A 13,930-nucleotide genomic window follows, 5' to 3' on the forward strand; every position below is an offset into this window, starting at 1 on the left:
TAAATAATATATAATGCCGCGTTAAATTACATTCTACGTTTAATTATGTCTCAATCGCAAAAGCATATTTTAGTTATTTCTTATTCACAAACGGGTCAGTTAAATGAGCTGACGCAACATTTTCTTCAACCATTAAAGCAACAAGAAAATATTGTCATTGAAGAATGTCAAATTAAACCGATTCAACCCTATTCTTTTCCTTGGAAATTTATTCCCTTTTTTAATCAGTTTCCAGAATCGGTTCATCTCAAACCCGCGCCGATTGAAAAGCCAATATTACAACGTGAAAAATATGATTTAGTCATCATCGCTTACAGCGTATGGTTTTTATCGCCTTCACAACCTATCACCGCATTTTTGCAATCTGAACAAGCTAAAATCTTAAAAAACACGCCTGTCATTACTCTGATTGGCTGCCGTAATATGTGGTTGATGGCTCAAGAAAAAATGAAAAAAATGCTGACTGCACTTGATGCTAATTTAATTGGCAATGTGGTTAAAACGGATCAATCCAATGCTTGGGCAAGTTTTATTACGACCCCGGCATGGATGTTCAGTGGAAAAAAACGTTATTTTTCATGGCTACCGAGCGCAGGAATTAGTGATGCAGATATGCAAGATATGCAACGTTTTGGATGCCGTTTAGTACAAGTTCTGAACGAAAATCAACATCTAGATAAATCACTTTTCAAAAACATGGGCGCCGTCAAAATTGATGAAAAATTAATGATGAGCGAAAAAGTCGGTCACCGCAGTTTTTATATCTGGGGAAAATTGCTGTTAAAGTGCGGTCAAATTTCACCTGTTTTTCGTCAAGCCGTACTCTATTTTTATATCGTATTTTTGATTATACTAATTCTCACTGTTGTACCACTTTCAGCCGTGGTAAAACGCTTATTAAAACCATTATTAAAAGAAAAACTGGCACGCCAAAAGCGCTATTTTGCTGAACCGTCAGGGGAATAATTTTGACTTCACTACATGATGTTTATATTAATCGAGTTGCTGCATTTTTACCAAATGAACCCGTAACAAATGATCAAATGGAACAAGTACTCGGTATGATTGGTAATACACCATCCCGTGTACGTAAAATGATCTTACGTTCGAATGCGATAAAAACGCGTCATTATGCAATTAATCCGGAAACCCGAGAAACGACACATACTAGCACTGAGCTTGCAGTAGAAGCCATTAATGATTTAATTCGCCAAGGGATGAATGTCAATGAGGTGAGTTGCTTGGCATGCGGTACCTCTTATCCCGATCAAATTATGCCTGGGCAAGGTGTCATGGTACATGGTTTGATTCCTAATGCCCCACCTTATGAAGTGCTGACAACCGCGGGCGTTTGTGTAGCCGGTATGGCTGCAATGAAGCATGCTTATAATGCCGTTCGAACTGGTGAACATCAAAGTTCAATTGCCGTGGCATCTGAAGCGGCATCTGCCATCATGCGTGGTGAACATTTTCAAGCCGAAATTGAACAAAGACTGTTAGATGAAGCTAAACCGGAAATTGGTTTTGAAAAAGATTTCCTACGCTGGATGCTTTCTGACGGTGCTGGCGCTGTACAATTAAGTAACCACCCCAACCAACATGGTCTCAGCTTAAAGATCCACTGGATTGATCTCATTTCTTACGCCAACGAAATGCCTGTTTGTATGTATGCGGGCGCAGAAATTCGCAATGAACAATTTGTGAGTTGGAAAAACGTCACTAAAGAAGAGCGTGAAGCACGTAGTCTGATGGCCGTTAAACAAGATGTCAAATTACTCAATGAAAATATTGTGCGTTGCACAGTTGAAAATGCGCTGTTACGCTTAATTGATAAATATGATTTAAAAGCGGACGAAATTGATTATTTCTTACCTCATTATTCCTCAGGCTTTTTCCGAGATAAATTATTAGATGGTCTGAAAAATATTAATTTCGAGATTCCACAAGAAAAATGGTTCACTAATCTTGAAAGCAAAGGAAATACAGGCTCGGCATCGATTTATATCATTTTGCAAGAGTTTCTAGAGAAATTCCCACTCAAAAATGGGCAAAAAGTATTGTGCTATATTCCAGAGAGCGGTCGTTTCTCCTCTTGTTTTATGCTACTTGAGGTCGTGAATGGACATTAATGAAATCCCACAAGATGACAGTAAAATTTTCCGTGGGCAAAAGAAAGTCATTTATGCCACTCAAAATGGTCATTATAAAACTGGCACCACGACAGGTTGGGATACGGAAGCATTTGTTACAGAACAAGCGGTTGAAGAATTTAACCAACTAACCAATGAAGCCTTAGATGCGGTAAAACGCGGTGAAAAATCACCGCTCTTTTATTATATGTACCGTTATCGTTTCGATCTTCAAACGCTCGCTCAAACCACAGGGTTTTGGCAGTGGCAAATTAAACGACATTTTAAACCGAGTATCTTTGATAAACTCTCGGATAATGTATTAGCTAAATATGCAGAAGCACTTGGCGTATCAACTTCAACATTAAAAACGATCTAAAAATAACAGTGATATATTAATTCTTATGAACAATTTCCAGCATCAGCACACGGCTCACTGCGAAAGTGGTGTCATGTCCACTATGTTGAAAGCACAAGGTGTCGATTTTAACGAAGCGATGGTTTTCGGCTTGGCCTCAGCGTTGACCTTTGTTTATATTCCATTAGTCAAAGTCAATGGAATGCCACTTATATCCTACCGCATGCCACCAAAATCTATCATTAAAAATGTGGCAAAACGTTTAAAAGTGCGGTTAAAAATACAAAAGTTTCGTGCACCACAAGCTGGACAAGAATCACTCGATCTCGCATTGGCCGAAAATAAATTGGTTGGTTTACAAACTTCTGTCTTCTGGTTGCCTTATTTCCCACCAGAAATGCGCTTCCATTTTAATGCTCACAATTTAATTGTGTATGGCAAAGAACACAATGACTACTTAATTAGCGATCCTGTCTTTGAAACGGTGCAGCGTTGTGCTGCTGAAGATTTACAACGCGCGCGTTTTGTAAAAGGTGTACTAGCGCCAAAAGGGTTGATGTATTACTTTGAAAGCCAACCTGACTTAACGAAGATCGATTTACCAAGTATTACCCGTAAAGCTATTCGAAAAAATGCCAAGCAAATGTTAGCACCACTCTTTTTCGTCGGTGTAAAAGGCATTCGCACTGTTGCAAAACAAATTGAAAAGCTAGCAAATCATCCTTCAGATAAATACAAACGCTTATATCTGGGTCACATCGTGCGCATGCAAGAAGAAATCGGCACTGGCGGTGCAGGTTTCCGCTATTTATACGCCTATTTCCTTGAACAAGCCGCTGATATCTGCCAAGAGCCAAAATACAAACAGGCCTCTGAACACATGACGGAAATCGGTGACATGTGGCGTCAATTTGCGGGATTATGCGTGAAACAATGTAAGAAGCCTACAATCGAAGGGTACCATACCGTAGCGGAATATTTGCGTGACATTGCAAATAAAGAACAACAAATTTGGCAGACATTACGTAATTTATGATTCAAATAAATAATCTTAGCCATCTCTACCCTAACGCAGAAAAAAATGCATTAAGTGCGATCAATTTTGATATTGAATCAGCCTCCACGATTGGACTTTTAGGTCCGAATGGTGCAGGTAAAACGACCTTAATGTCTCTACTTGCTGGGTTGCAATCTGTGCAACAAGGCGAAATTTATTTTGACGGTGTACCTTTTGCAAAATTAAGTAAAAAACAGCGCCATCAGATTTCGTTAGTACCTCAAGATTTTGCATTTTATCCCTTACTCACGGTTTGGGAAAATCTGAAATTTTTTGCGTCATTGTATGATGTTCGAGATAAAGGTTATTTATTGGAACTACTCGCTAAAGTCGATTTAACCTCTCATAAAAATAAGCTCGCGAAACATTTATCAGGCGGATTAAAACGACGTCTTAATTTTGCTATTGGCTTAATTAACCGTCCGAAAGTGATTTTTCTAGATGAGATAACGGTGGGTATTGACCCTCAGTCCCGCCAATTTATTTTAGATAGCGTAGCGGCGCTGAAAGAACAAGGTGTGACGGTAATTTATACTTCTCATTATTTACAAGAAATTGAGCAATTATGTGACAAATTAGTGCTGTTAAATGAAGGCAATCTCATTTATCAAGGCACCGTGCAAGGCATTTTAGAAGAAGGGCAAAGTTTGGAACGTTTTTATTTAGATTTTTTAAATCAGGCGGGAAAAACATGTTAATTGCATCGATTTTTAAAGAAATGCGCCTATTAAGCCGCGATCTACATGGTGTCGCTGTATTATTCATTATGCCAATTCTGTTTATGTTGATTATGTCGGCAGCATTGAGTAACGACAATGCATTAAGTAATCGTTCAGAGATTGTGCTATTAAGTGAAAAAAATCAGCTAAATGATGATTTTCTCACTCAACTCAAGAAGGAAAATCTTGCGGTTAAACAAGCTCCGTTGTCTGAATTAGCTCAATATCAAGCGGATTTACAAGCGGGTAAATTTGACTTGCTAATTTTAAATCCTAATCAAAAACAGACCGCACTTTCAGAAGAACAGGCTTTACAACTTTGGTTGAATCCTAGCGTAGATCGCAGTTGGCTACTAGGTGTGAAAGGTGTATTGCAAAAACATTACTCTCAACTGCGTTTAAATGACTATTTAGCTGATAATCACATCACGTTAGAAAATAATAAACGCAAACCAATCAAAGACATTCAGAATAAAGTCAATAAAGAGTTAGATAGCAAATTTGCTCAAATTAATGATTATCTCGCGAAAGATTTGTGGCAAGAAATTTATGTCAATCGTCATGGTAAGGAAGTGAGCAAACCAAGCTCCGTACAACATAGTGTACCGGCTTGGCTGATTTTTGGCATGTTCTTTATTATGATTCCTCTATCTAACGTGATGGCAATGGAACGTCAGACCAATACGCTAACTCGTTTACGCATGGCGCGGGCTTCTGCATTGAGTTTGATTATTGCCAAATTAATTCCTTATTTTTTGATTAACCAATTACAATTTGTCGGCATGGTCGCGCTGGGTTATTTTGTCCTCCCTGCACTTGATATGCCCGCATTTACGCTTTCAGGAAGTTGGTTACCTTACATCGTATTATCCAGTGCAGTAAGCCTTGCTGCACTAGGATATGGTTTGTTAATTAGTGTGGTAGCGAGAACAACGGAACATGCGGTCGTGTTAGGTGGAGGCGGCATCATTATTATGGCAGCTATGGGTGGTATTATGGTGCCTGTTTATGTGATGCCAGAAATCATGCAAACCATTTCACAGTTTTCGCCTATGGGATGGGCATTAAGTGGTTTCCAAAATTTATTATTAAATCACTATGAGCTTAACCAAATACAACAACCGCTCTATTTATTAAGTGGATTTGGGACAATCACATTACTTTTAGCGACTTTCATTTATCAACGACAATTAACTAAACAAGCGAGATTCTAATGGCTTATACTTTTACACTGGAAGCACCGGCACTTGAGCTGGAACTCAAAAAACTCATCGTGCAAGAAACAGAAAAAGATGAATTTGATCCTGCCGAAATTAGTGATGATGAATGGCTATTTGGAGAGCAAAGCCGTATTCAATTAGATTCATTAGATGCGTTGCAAGTTGTTGTAGCAGTACAGGCTCATTTTGGTGTGCGTTTACAGGGTGATCGCATGGTGCGTAAACATATGATGAACGTACGTGATCTTGCAGCATTTATCCGCGAACAGCATAGTAAAATCTAATGAACGTTTATATCAACGCTGTTTCTGCCCGATTTGCAGAAACGCTCGGATTAAGAACCTCTAATATGCTAGGCCAACCGCTTAGTTTTCCTTATTTCAACGCATTTAAGGAACCATTGTTGTCATTAGAGCAGCTCTATCACTATATTGACCTCGAAATTGATCGCACTTTGCAACGTGCGGGTTGGGATAAATCTGAGCTAAAAAATATTCCCATTCTACTTGGTTCTACCGCTTATATGATCAGTGACTGCGAAATGCGTGTGGCTCATCATCAAGCATTACCGAAAGAATATAACCTTACAGCCATCGCTGAGGATTTAGGAAATCGCTATCAGACAGAAGTATTTAGTTTTGCCACCTCTTGTACCTCTTCAGCACAAGCCATTGGTTATGCGTACAAAATGCTGAAAGCTGGCATGTATAAAAAAGCCCTAGTAATTGGTTTTGAGATGTTTAATCGTCTTACCTTTGAACATTTCCAATCAATGAACCTATTATCGCAAGCCAATGAATATCAGCCTTTTATTAATCCTACGGGCATTGTATTAGGCGAAGGCGTTGGGTGTGTCGCATTATCAACAGAAAAAAACGAGTCATTCCTATGTGAAATATTTGGGATAACAACGATCACAGATAATGAAAATCTGACAAACAGTAGCAAAACTGTATTACATCAATTACTCACCAACTGTTTAACTAAAACAAATCTAAAAATAGAAAACATTCAAGGCATTAAAGTGCATGGTGTAGGGGGTAATAGCGATGAGATGGAACAATCTGTTTTACAGGAATTATTCCCTAATACCGAAACCATTTTAGTTAAACCCGATATGGGACATACGCTAGGTGCTTGTGGTGCATTAGAAACCGCATTTTTAATCGAACACTTACAAAAAACTGATATAAAGTGCGGTCACTTTTTAAATTATTTTTTAGGTTTTGGCGGTAGCAATATTGCATGGATTTTAAAGGTGGGTGAATGACATTTTATATAAAACAAACTAATCAGTTCATCGCCAATGATGTGGATGATAAAACATTACGCCTGCAACTCAAAGAACAAGGTCTCGATGCTCGTCGTTTAAGCCGTTTCACTCAACTTGCTTTGCTTGGTGCGATACCATTAAAACCCTATATTGATGAAAATACAGGAATTTATTTAGGATCGCTTTTTAATTCGCCGAGCAAATTCAATAAAATGTTTCATCAACTGATGGAGCAAAATTTGCCTAGTCCTTTAGATTTTATGGCAAATATTAATAACGCGGCGACATTTCAGCTGACTCAGACCTTACAAACCTCCACCAACTCCATATTTTTAGCGGTTAACCACCAAACCATTTGGCAACCGCTAAAACTCGCCTTATTGGATCTTGAAAACGATAAAATATCATCAGCATTAATCGGTTGGACGCTAGAAAAAAGTGAACATTCTGAGCAAACTGAAGGGGCTGTATTTTGGCTTATTTCTAAAGACGGGGAAAATTCGGAAAGAAAACTTGCTCTCTTATCTCTTGAGCATTCAATGTCTGAAAACTTAGATTTTCTTTCTCATATAAGAACAATAACACCTTAATTGATATCAATTAAGGTGTTATTTAATAAGCAATTACTTAACAATGTCGCCTTTTAATGCTACACCACTCATTAAGTTACCTGCATGGCATTCATATTGAGTTGAGCTTTGGAACGTGTGTTTTTTGTAATAACTGACGATATTACCCACTTTGCTCGCACCTTGTGATTTTGCTCTATCTTGGAATTGTTTTACCGTAGAAAGGAATGCCCACTGACAAGATTTTTCATCTGATTTATTTGCCGCATTCGTTTTCTTATTACTTACCAAACCTGCTTTAACCACTTTACCGGGTGCAGGTTTGCCAAAATAAAGTTTAACCGATGGGTCAATAATTTCTTTTGCTTCTGAAGAATTTAACGCATCCTGAATAGAATAATAATGCGTTGTATCTCTTGGTGCACAAGCAGCCATAAGCATAGCCGTAGCAACAATACTTAATTTAGATACTAATTTCATTTTGACTCCTTTTGATTTGAATGAAATAAATATTTCTCTTTATAACATAGAGATGAGTAATATATCAAATTTTAACCTATCTACGACTATTTTATTGTGAATAGAAGTAGTGTAAAATCTTAAAAATTTTTTATTTATAACTTAAGGTACCAACCCATGAAAAAACTATTACTTTCCTCACTTTTATTTGGCTCATTTGTTCTTTCAGCTTGTTCATCAGGCGTTAATGATGTAAAACCGGTAGAAGCTAAAAATATCAAAGAAGTATGCTTGAAAGGATCTATTCGTAAAGCGCCAGATGAAATTGTAGAGGCGTTAACAAAAAGTTTAAAACAAAAACATATCACCGCAAGACTTGTTAAAAAAGATGAAGGCTGTAGCCATATTTTACACTTCAGCGTAAAAGGTAACTCTAAAATTATTGCAAGAGCAAGATTAGATTTAAGAGATTCAAATAAACTTTCTCTTGGCTCTGTCTCTCATAAACACCGCGGTGACGAAGCTGATCGTGTAAAACAAGTTGGTTTACAAGGCCAAACAGATTTAATGATTAATGAATTATTCAAAAACAATTAATTTTTAACCATATAACATGACTGAAATCTGTAATTTCTCTTTCTCACTTCAAGGGTGGAATATTGTTTGCAATAAATCGCTAACTGCAGATGATTGGAAACAAGGCTATACTTATTTGCGAAACAAAAGTGAAACATTTGAAGACTTTGCACCTAAATTAGCCTTTTTACCTCCACTAAAACGTCGTCGTTTAAGTGATTCAGCCCGTCTATTTTTTGAGGCTGCGTGGGATTTGGTAGGAGAAAATGCAGATATGCCTGTGGTTTATGCCTCATCAAACAGTGAAATGAATCGTAATTTTGCGTTGTGGCATTCCTTATTAAAAGAGGGGGATCTTTCTCCCACCTCTTTTAGTCTCTCAGTTCATAATGCATTAATTGGACAATGGTCTGAATTACGTCAAGTTAAATCAGAAACCACTTCGATTATGGCTCGAGTGGACAACCTTGAAACTGCACTATTAGAAGCGACATTACTACTTAATGAAGGGCATGAAAAAGTGCTTGTTGTTATTGCTGAATCGCCGCTTGAAGCAAAATATAATGCTCAACCTGTCATTCGTACACCTTTAGGTTATGCTTTAGCTTTAGTCGTCACTAAAGGTGAGCAATATCAATTAACACTGACTGATTCCCCTTTTAATCATGATGTTACCGATAATGCACTAACTTGGGTTTCTCACCAATATCTTGAGAGTCGCACTTGGCACACACCAAGTAGTTCAAATGGAACTTGGCTATGGCAGAAAAATTAGATTTTCTTAAACGTTGGCTGGCTACCGCCATTGCCTTTTTATTTTGGGCTGTGGCAGGCACACTATTACAACTCGTTTTACTTCCTTTTGTCCAAAAAGGAAAGCAAGCTAATTTAGCTACCCAATTAAAAGTTCGTCGTTTTGTTGGCGGGATTTGGTATTATTTTATTCGTTACCTGTCTTGTGCGGGTGCTTTAAAAGTGACTTACCAAGGGTTTGAAAAATTGGGACGTCCAGGTCAATTAGTTGTGGTCAATCACCCATCTCTACTTGATGTAGTACTGATTCTCAGTAAAGCGCCTTCACTTAACTGTATTGTGAAAAAAGATCTTTTACACAATCCCACAATGAGGAATCAAATTCTCGCTTGTGGTTTTATCCCCAACACCGAGTCTCTAGAACTCTTGGATCATTGTGAGCGTGTATTGCAACAAGAGAGCCTCTTATTGTTCCCTGAAGGAACCAGAACTGGCTGGGATGGCATCGTAAAATTAAATCGCGGTGCTGTTTCAATTGGTTTACGTAGCGCAAAAGTTATTACCCCCGTCACTATCAGGATGAATCCATTAAGCCTAAAAAAAGGTCATCCATGGTATAAAATACCAGACAAACAAATTCATTATGAATTATCCGTTGGCGATGATATTAATCCACAAGAATGGATAGAAAATCAATCTATCCCGATGGCGTCTCGCCGTTTAACGAAATATTTAGAAGATTATTTTAATTCTCAAACCTCACAAAAAGGATCACAATAATGCAACTTGAACAACAATTAAAACAACTTATCATTGACAGCCTGGCATTAGAAGACATCAGTATCGAAGATATTGAAACTGACATGCCTCTTTTTTCATCTGAAGGGCTAGGTTTAGATTCAGTTGATGCCTTAGAACTTGGCTTAGCTGTTCAAAAAACATTTGGTCTACAATTAGATGGTGAACAAACTCAATTAAGAGATCACTTTGAAAGCGTAGCAACACTTGCTCACTTTATTCGTACACAAAAAGGTGAGGCATAATTCATGACTGAACAGGAAATCAGAGATTTATTAACGGAAGCTCTGGAATCTTTATTTGAGATTGAACCAGAAAGAATTAAGCCGGAAACTAATCTTTATGAAGATTTAGAGATCGATAGTATTGATGCTATTGACTTAATCGATCATATTAAACGTAAAACAGGGCATAAACTTCAAGCGGAAGATTTCCGCAATGTGCGTACTGTAGATGACGTGGTTCAGGCGGTTCTAAAACTTAGTCAAAACGCACAATAATGACACCTTACTTACCGACTTCTCTTATTGCTCAGCACCCAAGTTGGCACTATGCTGATTTTGAGTGCCGAGCGTTTCAAATTTCAGCTGAATTGCAACAGCGTCAACTTCGATCCGTTACGGTATGGCTAGAAGATGGTGCAACATTGGCATGCCTACTGCTAGGTGCTTGGCATGCTAATGTTCGTGTTCTTTTTCCACCTAATTTCACTGAAGAAAGTGTTCAGTGGGCAAATGAGCATTCTGAACTTTGGCTCACTGATCGTGATATTGAACTCGAAAAATGCGAGCAAATCTCTCAATTTGGCATCACACAAGATTGGGAAAAAGTTGCTAAAAATCGACCGCTCTTTGACTTTAGTAACCAAACTGAAATCTGGTTGAAAACATCAGGTAGCACCGGTGAAGCCAAAACCATCATTAAAACAGCAGAACAAATGTGGTTAGGCGGAGAAGTATTAGCCAAAGGTTTACCATTCCCTGCAGAAAATAACATTACGGCAATTAGCACAGTGAGTATTCAGCATATTTACGGCTTAACCGTACATATTATGATGTCACTGGTTAACGGTTGGCAAATTGGTCGAAAACAACTTTTCTACCCTGAATGCATCATGCAAGAAGCTAATAAATCACAATCAGCAGTTATTGTGAGCAGTCCAGCGATGCTTTCAGGCATAGATTGGCAGCAAATGAAAATTGCCGAAAACATTGTGGGTATTATTTCTTCAGGTGGTGCACTAGCTGAAGAGTTATCTGAGCAAATTAGAGCCAAAATTCACCATCCCGTTATCGAAATTTATGGCAGTACGGAGACGGGTCCAATTGCTATTCGGGATGATATTTCCCTTTGGCGACAATTACCTAATAGCCAACTTGGTAGCAACGAGCAAGGCGAGTTATGGATTGAAGGTGTTTGGCTTGCTAAACGTGAGCAGACCGCAGATGTGGTTGAGTTTGAAGAAAACGGTTTCCGTTTATTAGGACGAGCAGATCGCATCGTCAAAATAGGAGATAAACGAATTTCCTTATTAGGCGTAGAAACGGCGTTGAATAAACACGAATTTATTGAGGATTGTTATATTGCTCAACATCCTGAGAAATCTCGTCTTGCCGCCTGGATTGGCTTAACCGAGCAAGGCATTCAATTTTTTAGAGAGAAAGGTCGAAGAGCGATTATTCATAAGCTAAAACTTTTCTTAGAGCATTCTCAAGAAAAAGCAGCTATCCCTCGTTTCTGGCGATTCACTTATCAATTACCACGTAATAGTCAGTCAAAAATAAATAAGCTGGAATTTAACCGCACTTGTTTAGAAACCTGTAAGGATGCGATTTGGCTTGAACAAAGCAAAAATGAAAATTCACAAACATCAACTGGTATTGTGCCGCTTGATTTAGTGTATCTAAAAGATCACTTCGCTGAATTTCCATTAGTCCCTGGTGTCATTGAATTACAATGGATTTCGGAAAAAATAAAGGCGTTTTTTGGTAAAGAAGTCATTATTCGTTCATTCGATAAGCTGAAGTATCAAACATTCTTACGACCGAATGATCGCTTTGATATTCAATTAAAATGGGATTCATCAAAAAATAGAATGGCATTTCAATTACTTGCCAATAATGAAACTTGCTGTACTGGATTAGCCATCATAGAGCATGAAGATCATCCTACTGATTGTTAATATATTGCTTGCGCTAACAGCCATCGCTTACCCGATTATTTGGCTTTTCTTTCAAGCAGACCAACTCTTGCATACGTTACCTTATGTGATGAGTTTATTATGGTTGATTAAAAGCCTAATACACCCGAATAAGGGACAAAGAATTTTTGCATTATGCATGGCTGGCCTATTATTCCTTGTGGGGTGGCAACGCTCACTCGATATGATGTATTGGTACCCTATTTTAATGAATGGCATCATGTTGGTGTTATTTGGCGGAAGTCTATTCCAATCTCAATCATTGGTTGAAAGATTAGCGCGTTTACAGACGCCTAATCTCAATGCTCAAGCTATTCAATATACTCGCCGAGTAACCCAAGTCTGGTGTGGTGTATTTTGTTTAAATATTTTGCTTTCAACGCTCTTTATTGCATTTAACTTATTAGAATATTGGGCAATTTATACTGGGGTTATTTCTTACATTATTATGGGCCTAGTTATGAGTATTGAATGGCTCATTCGTCAACGCGTAAAACGGAATCACTATGAATAAACATCAACCTAACTCACTGATTGCATTAAATCCAGAATGGCGCTGGCAAGATTTTATTTATCGTTGTCAACAAATCAGCCAACAACTCCAACAAGATAATATTCAAAGTGCAGCATTTTGGTTTGAAGATGCCGCAAACTATGCCTGTGCAATGCTTGCCTGTTTTGATGCTAAAACCCGAATTTTGCTTCCACCTAATCTTCTCGATGAAAATCAAGAATGGATTCGTGATAATGCTGATATGTTATTTGATGACAATAAATTCAACACCTACGGCATTTCACAAGTTATTGATAAAAAAGATTTCTTTATTGATAAACATTGTCAAACCGAAATTTGGCTAAAAACATCAGGAAGTAGTGGTCAACCTAAAATCATGATGAAAACAGCTGAAAAAATGTGGCAAGAATCTGAAGCAATCAGTCAGTCACTTCCTTTCCCAGAAGGAAATGGCATCCATATTGTCTCAAGCGTTTCTGCACAACACCACTATGGTTTATCCTATCGAGTCATGTTACCGCTGACAATGGGCTGGTCAATTGGTCGAAAACAGCTCCCTTATCCAGAATATATGATTGCAGAGAGCCTTATTGCGAAACAATCTATTTGGGTTAGTAGCCCTGCATTACTGACCCATTTAAATTTAGATGAACCTCAACTTCATCAATGTCGTATTTTAGGTATTCTATCTTCTGGTGGGATGCTGCCAGAAGAAACCGCAACAGCCATGCGCGCCAAGCTTAAAACTAAAACCATTGAAGGCTATGGCAGTACAGAAACAGGCGTCATTGCATTTCGTGAACAAGCCGGACTTTGGACCCCTACCCCCGTAACTAAAATCGGGGTTAATGAAGAAAATGCATTATGGGTTGAATCACCTTGGCTTGATCAACGTGAACAAACGGCTGATGGCGTTGAAATCATCGGTAATCAATTTAACTTATTAGGCCGCATTGATCGTATCGTTAAATTTGGCGATAAGCGTATTTCTTTAGTTCGAATTGAACAAGACCTATTGAAACACCCTTATATTCGAGATTGCTATGTTGCACAACACCCTAATCATTTACGCCCTGCTGCTTGGGTTGAATTAAAGGAAGAAGGCATTTCCTTTTATCTACAAAAAGGACGGGCTGAATTATTAAAACAACTCCGTCTCCATTTAAGTAAAACCCAGGAACATTCAGGCTTACCACGCTTTTGGCGATTTACTAACAAATTGCCACGTAATAGCCAATTCAAGATTAGCCGAGCAGATTTTGATGCCATATTTTTACATGAAAAAGAAGAACAATTTTAACTTGC

The 13,930-nt window shown here is 38.1% G+C and carries 18 protein-coding genes; 17 read left to right on the plus strand and 1 reads right to left on the minus strand.

The window, feature by feature from the left end:
- Positions 1 to 45: 45 nt before the first annotated feature.
- From HMPREF3279_RS05110 to HMPREF3279_RS05150, 9 genes are read left to right on the plus strand one after another with little or no spacing between them, the layout of a single operon-like run.
- The gene (locus HMPREF3279_RS05110; RefSeq protein ID WP_049364843.1) at positions 46 to 966 is read left to right on the plus strand and encodes a hypothetical protein; all 921 of its coding nucleotides are present in this window, start codon (positions 46 to 48) and stop codon (positions 964 to 966) included.
- Positions 967 to 968: 2 nt separating this feature from the next.
- Positions 969 to 2,129: a beta-ketoacyl-ACP synthase III gene (locus HMPREF3279_RS05115; RefSeq protein ID WP_049364842.1), complete on the plus strand. Its 1,161-nt coding sequence runs from the start codon at positions 969 to 971 to the stop codon at positions 2,127 to 2,129.
- Complete coding sequence (locus HMPREF3279_RS05120; RefSeq protein WP_049364841.1) at positions 2,119 to 2,508, plus strand: DarG family dialkylresorcinol biosynthesis protein; 390 nt, start codon at positions 2,119 to 2,121, stop codon at positions 2,506 to 2,508. The genes HMPREF3279_RS05115 and HMPREF3279_RS05120 overlap by 11 nt, the downstream gene beginning before the upstream one ends.
- A 25-nt stretch (positions 2,509 to 2,533) precedes the next feature.
- The gene (locus HMPREF3279_RS05125; protein WP_049364840.1) at positions 2,534 to 3,523 is read left to right on the plus strand and encodes a BtrH-related acyltransferase DarH; all 990 of its coding nucleotides are present in this window, start codon (positions 2,534 to 2,536) and stop codon (positions 3,521 to 3,523) included.
- Positions 3,520 to 4,242: an ABC transporter ATP-binding protein gene (locus HMPREF3279_RS05130; protein ID WP_070868268.1), complete on the plus strand. Its 723-nt coding sequence runs from the start codon at positions 3,520 to 3,522 to the stop codon at positions 4,240 to 4,242. Before HMPREF3279_RS05125 ends, HMPREF3279_RS05130 begins: the two co-directional genes overlap by 4 nt.
- Positions 4,236 to 5,477, plus strand: coding sequence for an ABC transporter permease (locus HMPREF3279_RS05135; protein ID WP_070868269.1), 1,242 nt, complete (start codon positions 4,236 to 4,238; stop codon positions 5,475 to 5,477). The genes HMPREF3279_RS05130 and HMPREF3279_RS05135 overlap by 7 nt, the downstream gene beginning before the upstream one ends.
- Positions 5,477 to 5,767, plus strand: a complete 291-nt coding sequence (locus HMPREF3279_RS05140; RefSeq protein WP_070868270.1) for a phosphopantetheine-binding protein — start codon at positions 5,477 to 5,479, stop codon at positions 5,765 to 5,767. The genes HMPREF3279_RS05135 and HMPREF3279_RS05140 overlap by 1 nt, the downstream gene beginning before the upstream one ends.
- Positions 5,767 to 6,753 carry a beta-ketoacyl synthase N-terminal-like domain-containing protein gene (locus tag HMPREF3279_RS05145; protein ID WP_070868271.1) on the plus strand — a complete coding sequence of 329 codons (987 nt, stop codon included), beginning with the start codon at positions 5,767 to 5,769 and terminating at the stop codon, positions 6,751 to 6,753. Before HMPREF3279_RS05140 ends, HMPREF3279_RS05145 begins: the two co-directional genes overlap by 1 nt.
- Complete coding sequence (locus HMPREF3279_RS05150; RefSeq protein ID WP_070868272.1) at positions 6,750 to 7,346, plus strand: beta-ketoacyl-[acyl-carrier-protein] synthase family protein; 597 nt, start codon at positions 6,750 to 6,752, stop codon at positions 7,344 to 7,346. Before HMPREF3279_RS05145 ends, HMPREF3279_RS05150 begins: the two co-directional genes overlap by 4 nt.
- A 33-nt stretch (positions 7,347 to 7,379) precedes the next feature.
- On the opposite strand, the gene HMPREF3279_RS05155 is transcribed toward HMPREF3279_RS05150, so the two are convergent.
- Positions 7,380 to 7,805 carry an excinuclease ABC subunit A gene (locus tag HMPREF3279_RS05155; protein WP_049364834.1) on the minus strand — a complete coding sequence of 142 codons (426 nt, stop codon included), beginning with the start codon at positions 7,803 to 7,805 and terminating at the stop codon, positions 7,380 to 7,382.
- A gap of 156 nt (positions 7,806 to 7,961) precedes the next feature.
- Here HMPREF3279_RS05155 and HMPREF3279_RS05160 point away from each other — a divergent pair, with 156 nt between their 5' ends.
- Genes HMPREF3279_RS05160 through HMPREF3279_RS05195 form a run of 8 tightly spaced genes read left to right on the plus strand, consistent with a single transcriptional unit; the run spans position 7,962 to position 13,925 of the window.
- Positions 7,962 to 8,381 carry a hypothetical protein gene (locus HMPREF3279_RS05160; RefSeq protein ID WP_070868273.1) on the plus strand — a complete coding sequence of 140 codons (420 nt, stop codon included), beginning with the start codon at positions 7,962 to 7,964 and terminating at the stop codon, positions 8,379 to 8,381.
- Positions 8,382 to 8,397: 16 nt separating this feature from the next.
- On the plus strand, positions 8,398 to 9,135 hold the full coding sequence (locus HMPREF3279_RS05165; protein WP_070868274.1) for a beta-ketoacyl synthase chain length factor: 738 nt from the start codon (positions 8,398 to 8,400) through the stop codon (positions 9,133 to 9,135).
- Positions 9,120 to 9,893 carry a lysophospholipid acyltransferase family protein gene (locus tag HMPREF3279_RS05170; RefSeq protein ID WP_070868275.1) on the plus strand — a complete coding sequence of 258 codons (774 nt, stop codon included), beginning with the start codon at positions 9,120 to 9,122 and terminating at the stop codon, positions 9,891 to 9,893. Before HMPREF3279_RS05165 ends, HMPREF3279_RS05170 begins: the two co-directional genes overlap by 16 nt.
- Positions 9,893 to 10,156, plus strand: coding sequence for a phosphopantetheine-binding protein (locus tag HMPREF3279_RS05175; protein ID WP_049380663.1), 264 nt, complete (start codon positions 9,893 to 9,895; stop codon positions 10,154 to 10,156). The genes HMPREF3279_RS05170 and HMPREF3279_RS05175 overlap by 1 nt, the downstream gene beginning before the upstream one ends.
- 3 nt (positions 10,157 to 10,159) lie before the next feature.
- Complete coding sequence (locus HMPREF3279_RS05180) at positions 10,160 to 10,411, plus strand: acyl carrier protein (protein ID WP_005695334.1); 252 nt, start codon at positions 10,160 to 10,162, stop codon at positions 10,409 to 10,411.
- Complete coding sequence (locus HMPREF3279_RS05185) at positions 10,408 to 12,093, plus strand: ApeI family dehydratase (protein WP_373897132.1); 1,686 nt, start codon at positions 10,408 to 10,410, stop codon at positions 12,091 to 12,093. Before HMPREF3279_RS05180 ends, HMPREF3279_RS05185 begins: the two co-directional genes overlap by 4 nt.
- Positions 12,068 to 12,625 carry a COG4648 family protein gene (locus HMPREF3279_RS05190; protein ID WP_083327171.1) on the plus strand — a complete coding sequence of 186 codons (558 nt, stop codon included), beginning with the start codon at positions 12,068 to 12,070 and terminating at the stop codon, positions 12,623 to 12,625. The genes HMPREF3279_RS05185 and HMPREF3279_RS05190 overlap by 26 nt, the downstream gene beginning before the upstream one ends.
- Complete coding sequence (locus HMPREF3279_RS05195) at positions 12,618 to 13,925, plus strand: AMP-binding protein (RefSeq protein WP_070868277.1); 1,308 nt, start codon at positions 12,618 to 12,620, stop codon at positions 13,923 to 13,925. Before HMPREF3279_RS05190 ends, HMPREF3279_RS05195 begins: the two co-directional genes overlap by 8 nt.
- Positions 13,926 to 13,930 lie beyond the last annotated feature (5 nt).

Source organism: Haemophilus sp. HMSC71H05 (assembly GCF_001838635.1).
Taxonomy (GTDB): Bacteria; Pseudomonadota; Gammaproteobacteria; order Enterobacterales; family Pasteurellaceae; genus Haemophilus_D; species Haemophilus_D parainfluenzae_R.

Coding starts and splice junctions, on each gene's coding strand:
- HMPREF3279_RS05120 (WP_049364841.1), top strand. CDS start 2,119: ATGGACATTAATGAAATCCCACAAGATGACAGTAAAATTTTCCGTGGG.
- HMPREF3279_RS05135 (WP_070868269.1), top strand. CDS start 4,236: ATGTTAATTGCATCGATTTTTAAAGAAATGCGCCTATTAAGCCGCGAT.
- HMPREF3279_RS05110 (WP_049364843.1), top strand. CDS start 46: ATGTCTCAATCGCAAAAGCATATTTTAGTTATTTCTTATTCACAAACG.
- HMPREF3279_RS05190 (WP_083327171.1), top strand. CDS start 12,068: ATGAAGATCATCCTACTGATTGTTAATATATTGCTTGCGCTAACAGCC.
- HMPREF3279_RS05165 (WP_070868274.1), top strand. CDS start 8,398: ATGACTGAAATCTGTAATTTCTCTTTCTCACTTCAAGGGTGGAATATT.
- HMPREF3279_RS05150 (WP_070868272.1), top strand. CDS start 6,750: ATGACATTTTATATAAAACAAACTAATCAGTTCATCGCCAATGATGTG.
- HMPREF3279_RS05175 (WP_049380663.1), top strand. CDS start 9,893: ATGCAACTTGAACAACAATTAAAACAACTTATCATTGACAGCCTGGCA.
- HMPREF3279_RS05145 (WP_070868271.1), top strand. CDS start 5,767: ATGAACGTTTATATCAACGCTGTTTCTGCCCGATTTGCAGAAACGCTC.
- HMPREF3279_RS05195 (WP_070868277.1), top strand. CDS start 12,618: ATGAATAAACATCAACCTAACTCACTGATTGCATTAAATCCAGAATGG.
- HMPREF3279_RS05170 (WP_070868275.1), top strand. CDS start 9,120: ATGGCAGAAAAATTAGATTTTCTTAAACGTTGGCTGGCTACCGCCATT.
- HMPREF3279_RS05155 (WP_049364834.1), bottom strand. CDS start 7,805: ATGAAATTAGTATCTAAATTAAGTATTGTTGCTACGGCTATGCTTATG.
- HMPREF3279_RS05125 (WP_049364840.1), top strand. CDS start 2,534: ATGAACAATTTCCAGCATCAGCACACGGCTCACTGCGAAAGTGGTGTC.
- HMPREF3279_RS05130 (WP_070868268.1), top strand. CDS start 3,520: ATGATTCAAATAAATAATCTTAGCCATCTCTACCCTAACGCAGAAAAA.
- HMPREF3279_RS05180 (WP_005695334.1), top strand. CDS start 10,160: ATGACTGAACAGGAAATCAGAGATTTATTAACGGAAGCTCTGGAATCT.
- HMPREF3279_RS05140 (WP_070868270.1), top strand. CDS start 5,477: ATGGCTTATACTTTTACACTGGAAGCACCGGCACTTGAGCTGGAACTC.
- HMPREF3279_RS05160 (WP_070868273.1), top strand. CDS start 7,962: ATGAAAAAACTATTACTTTCCTCACTTTTATTTGGCTCATTTGTTCTT.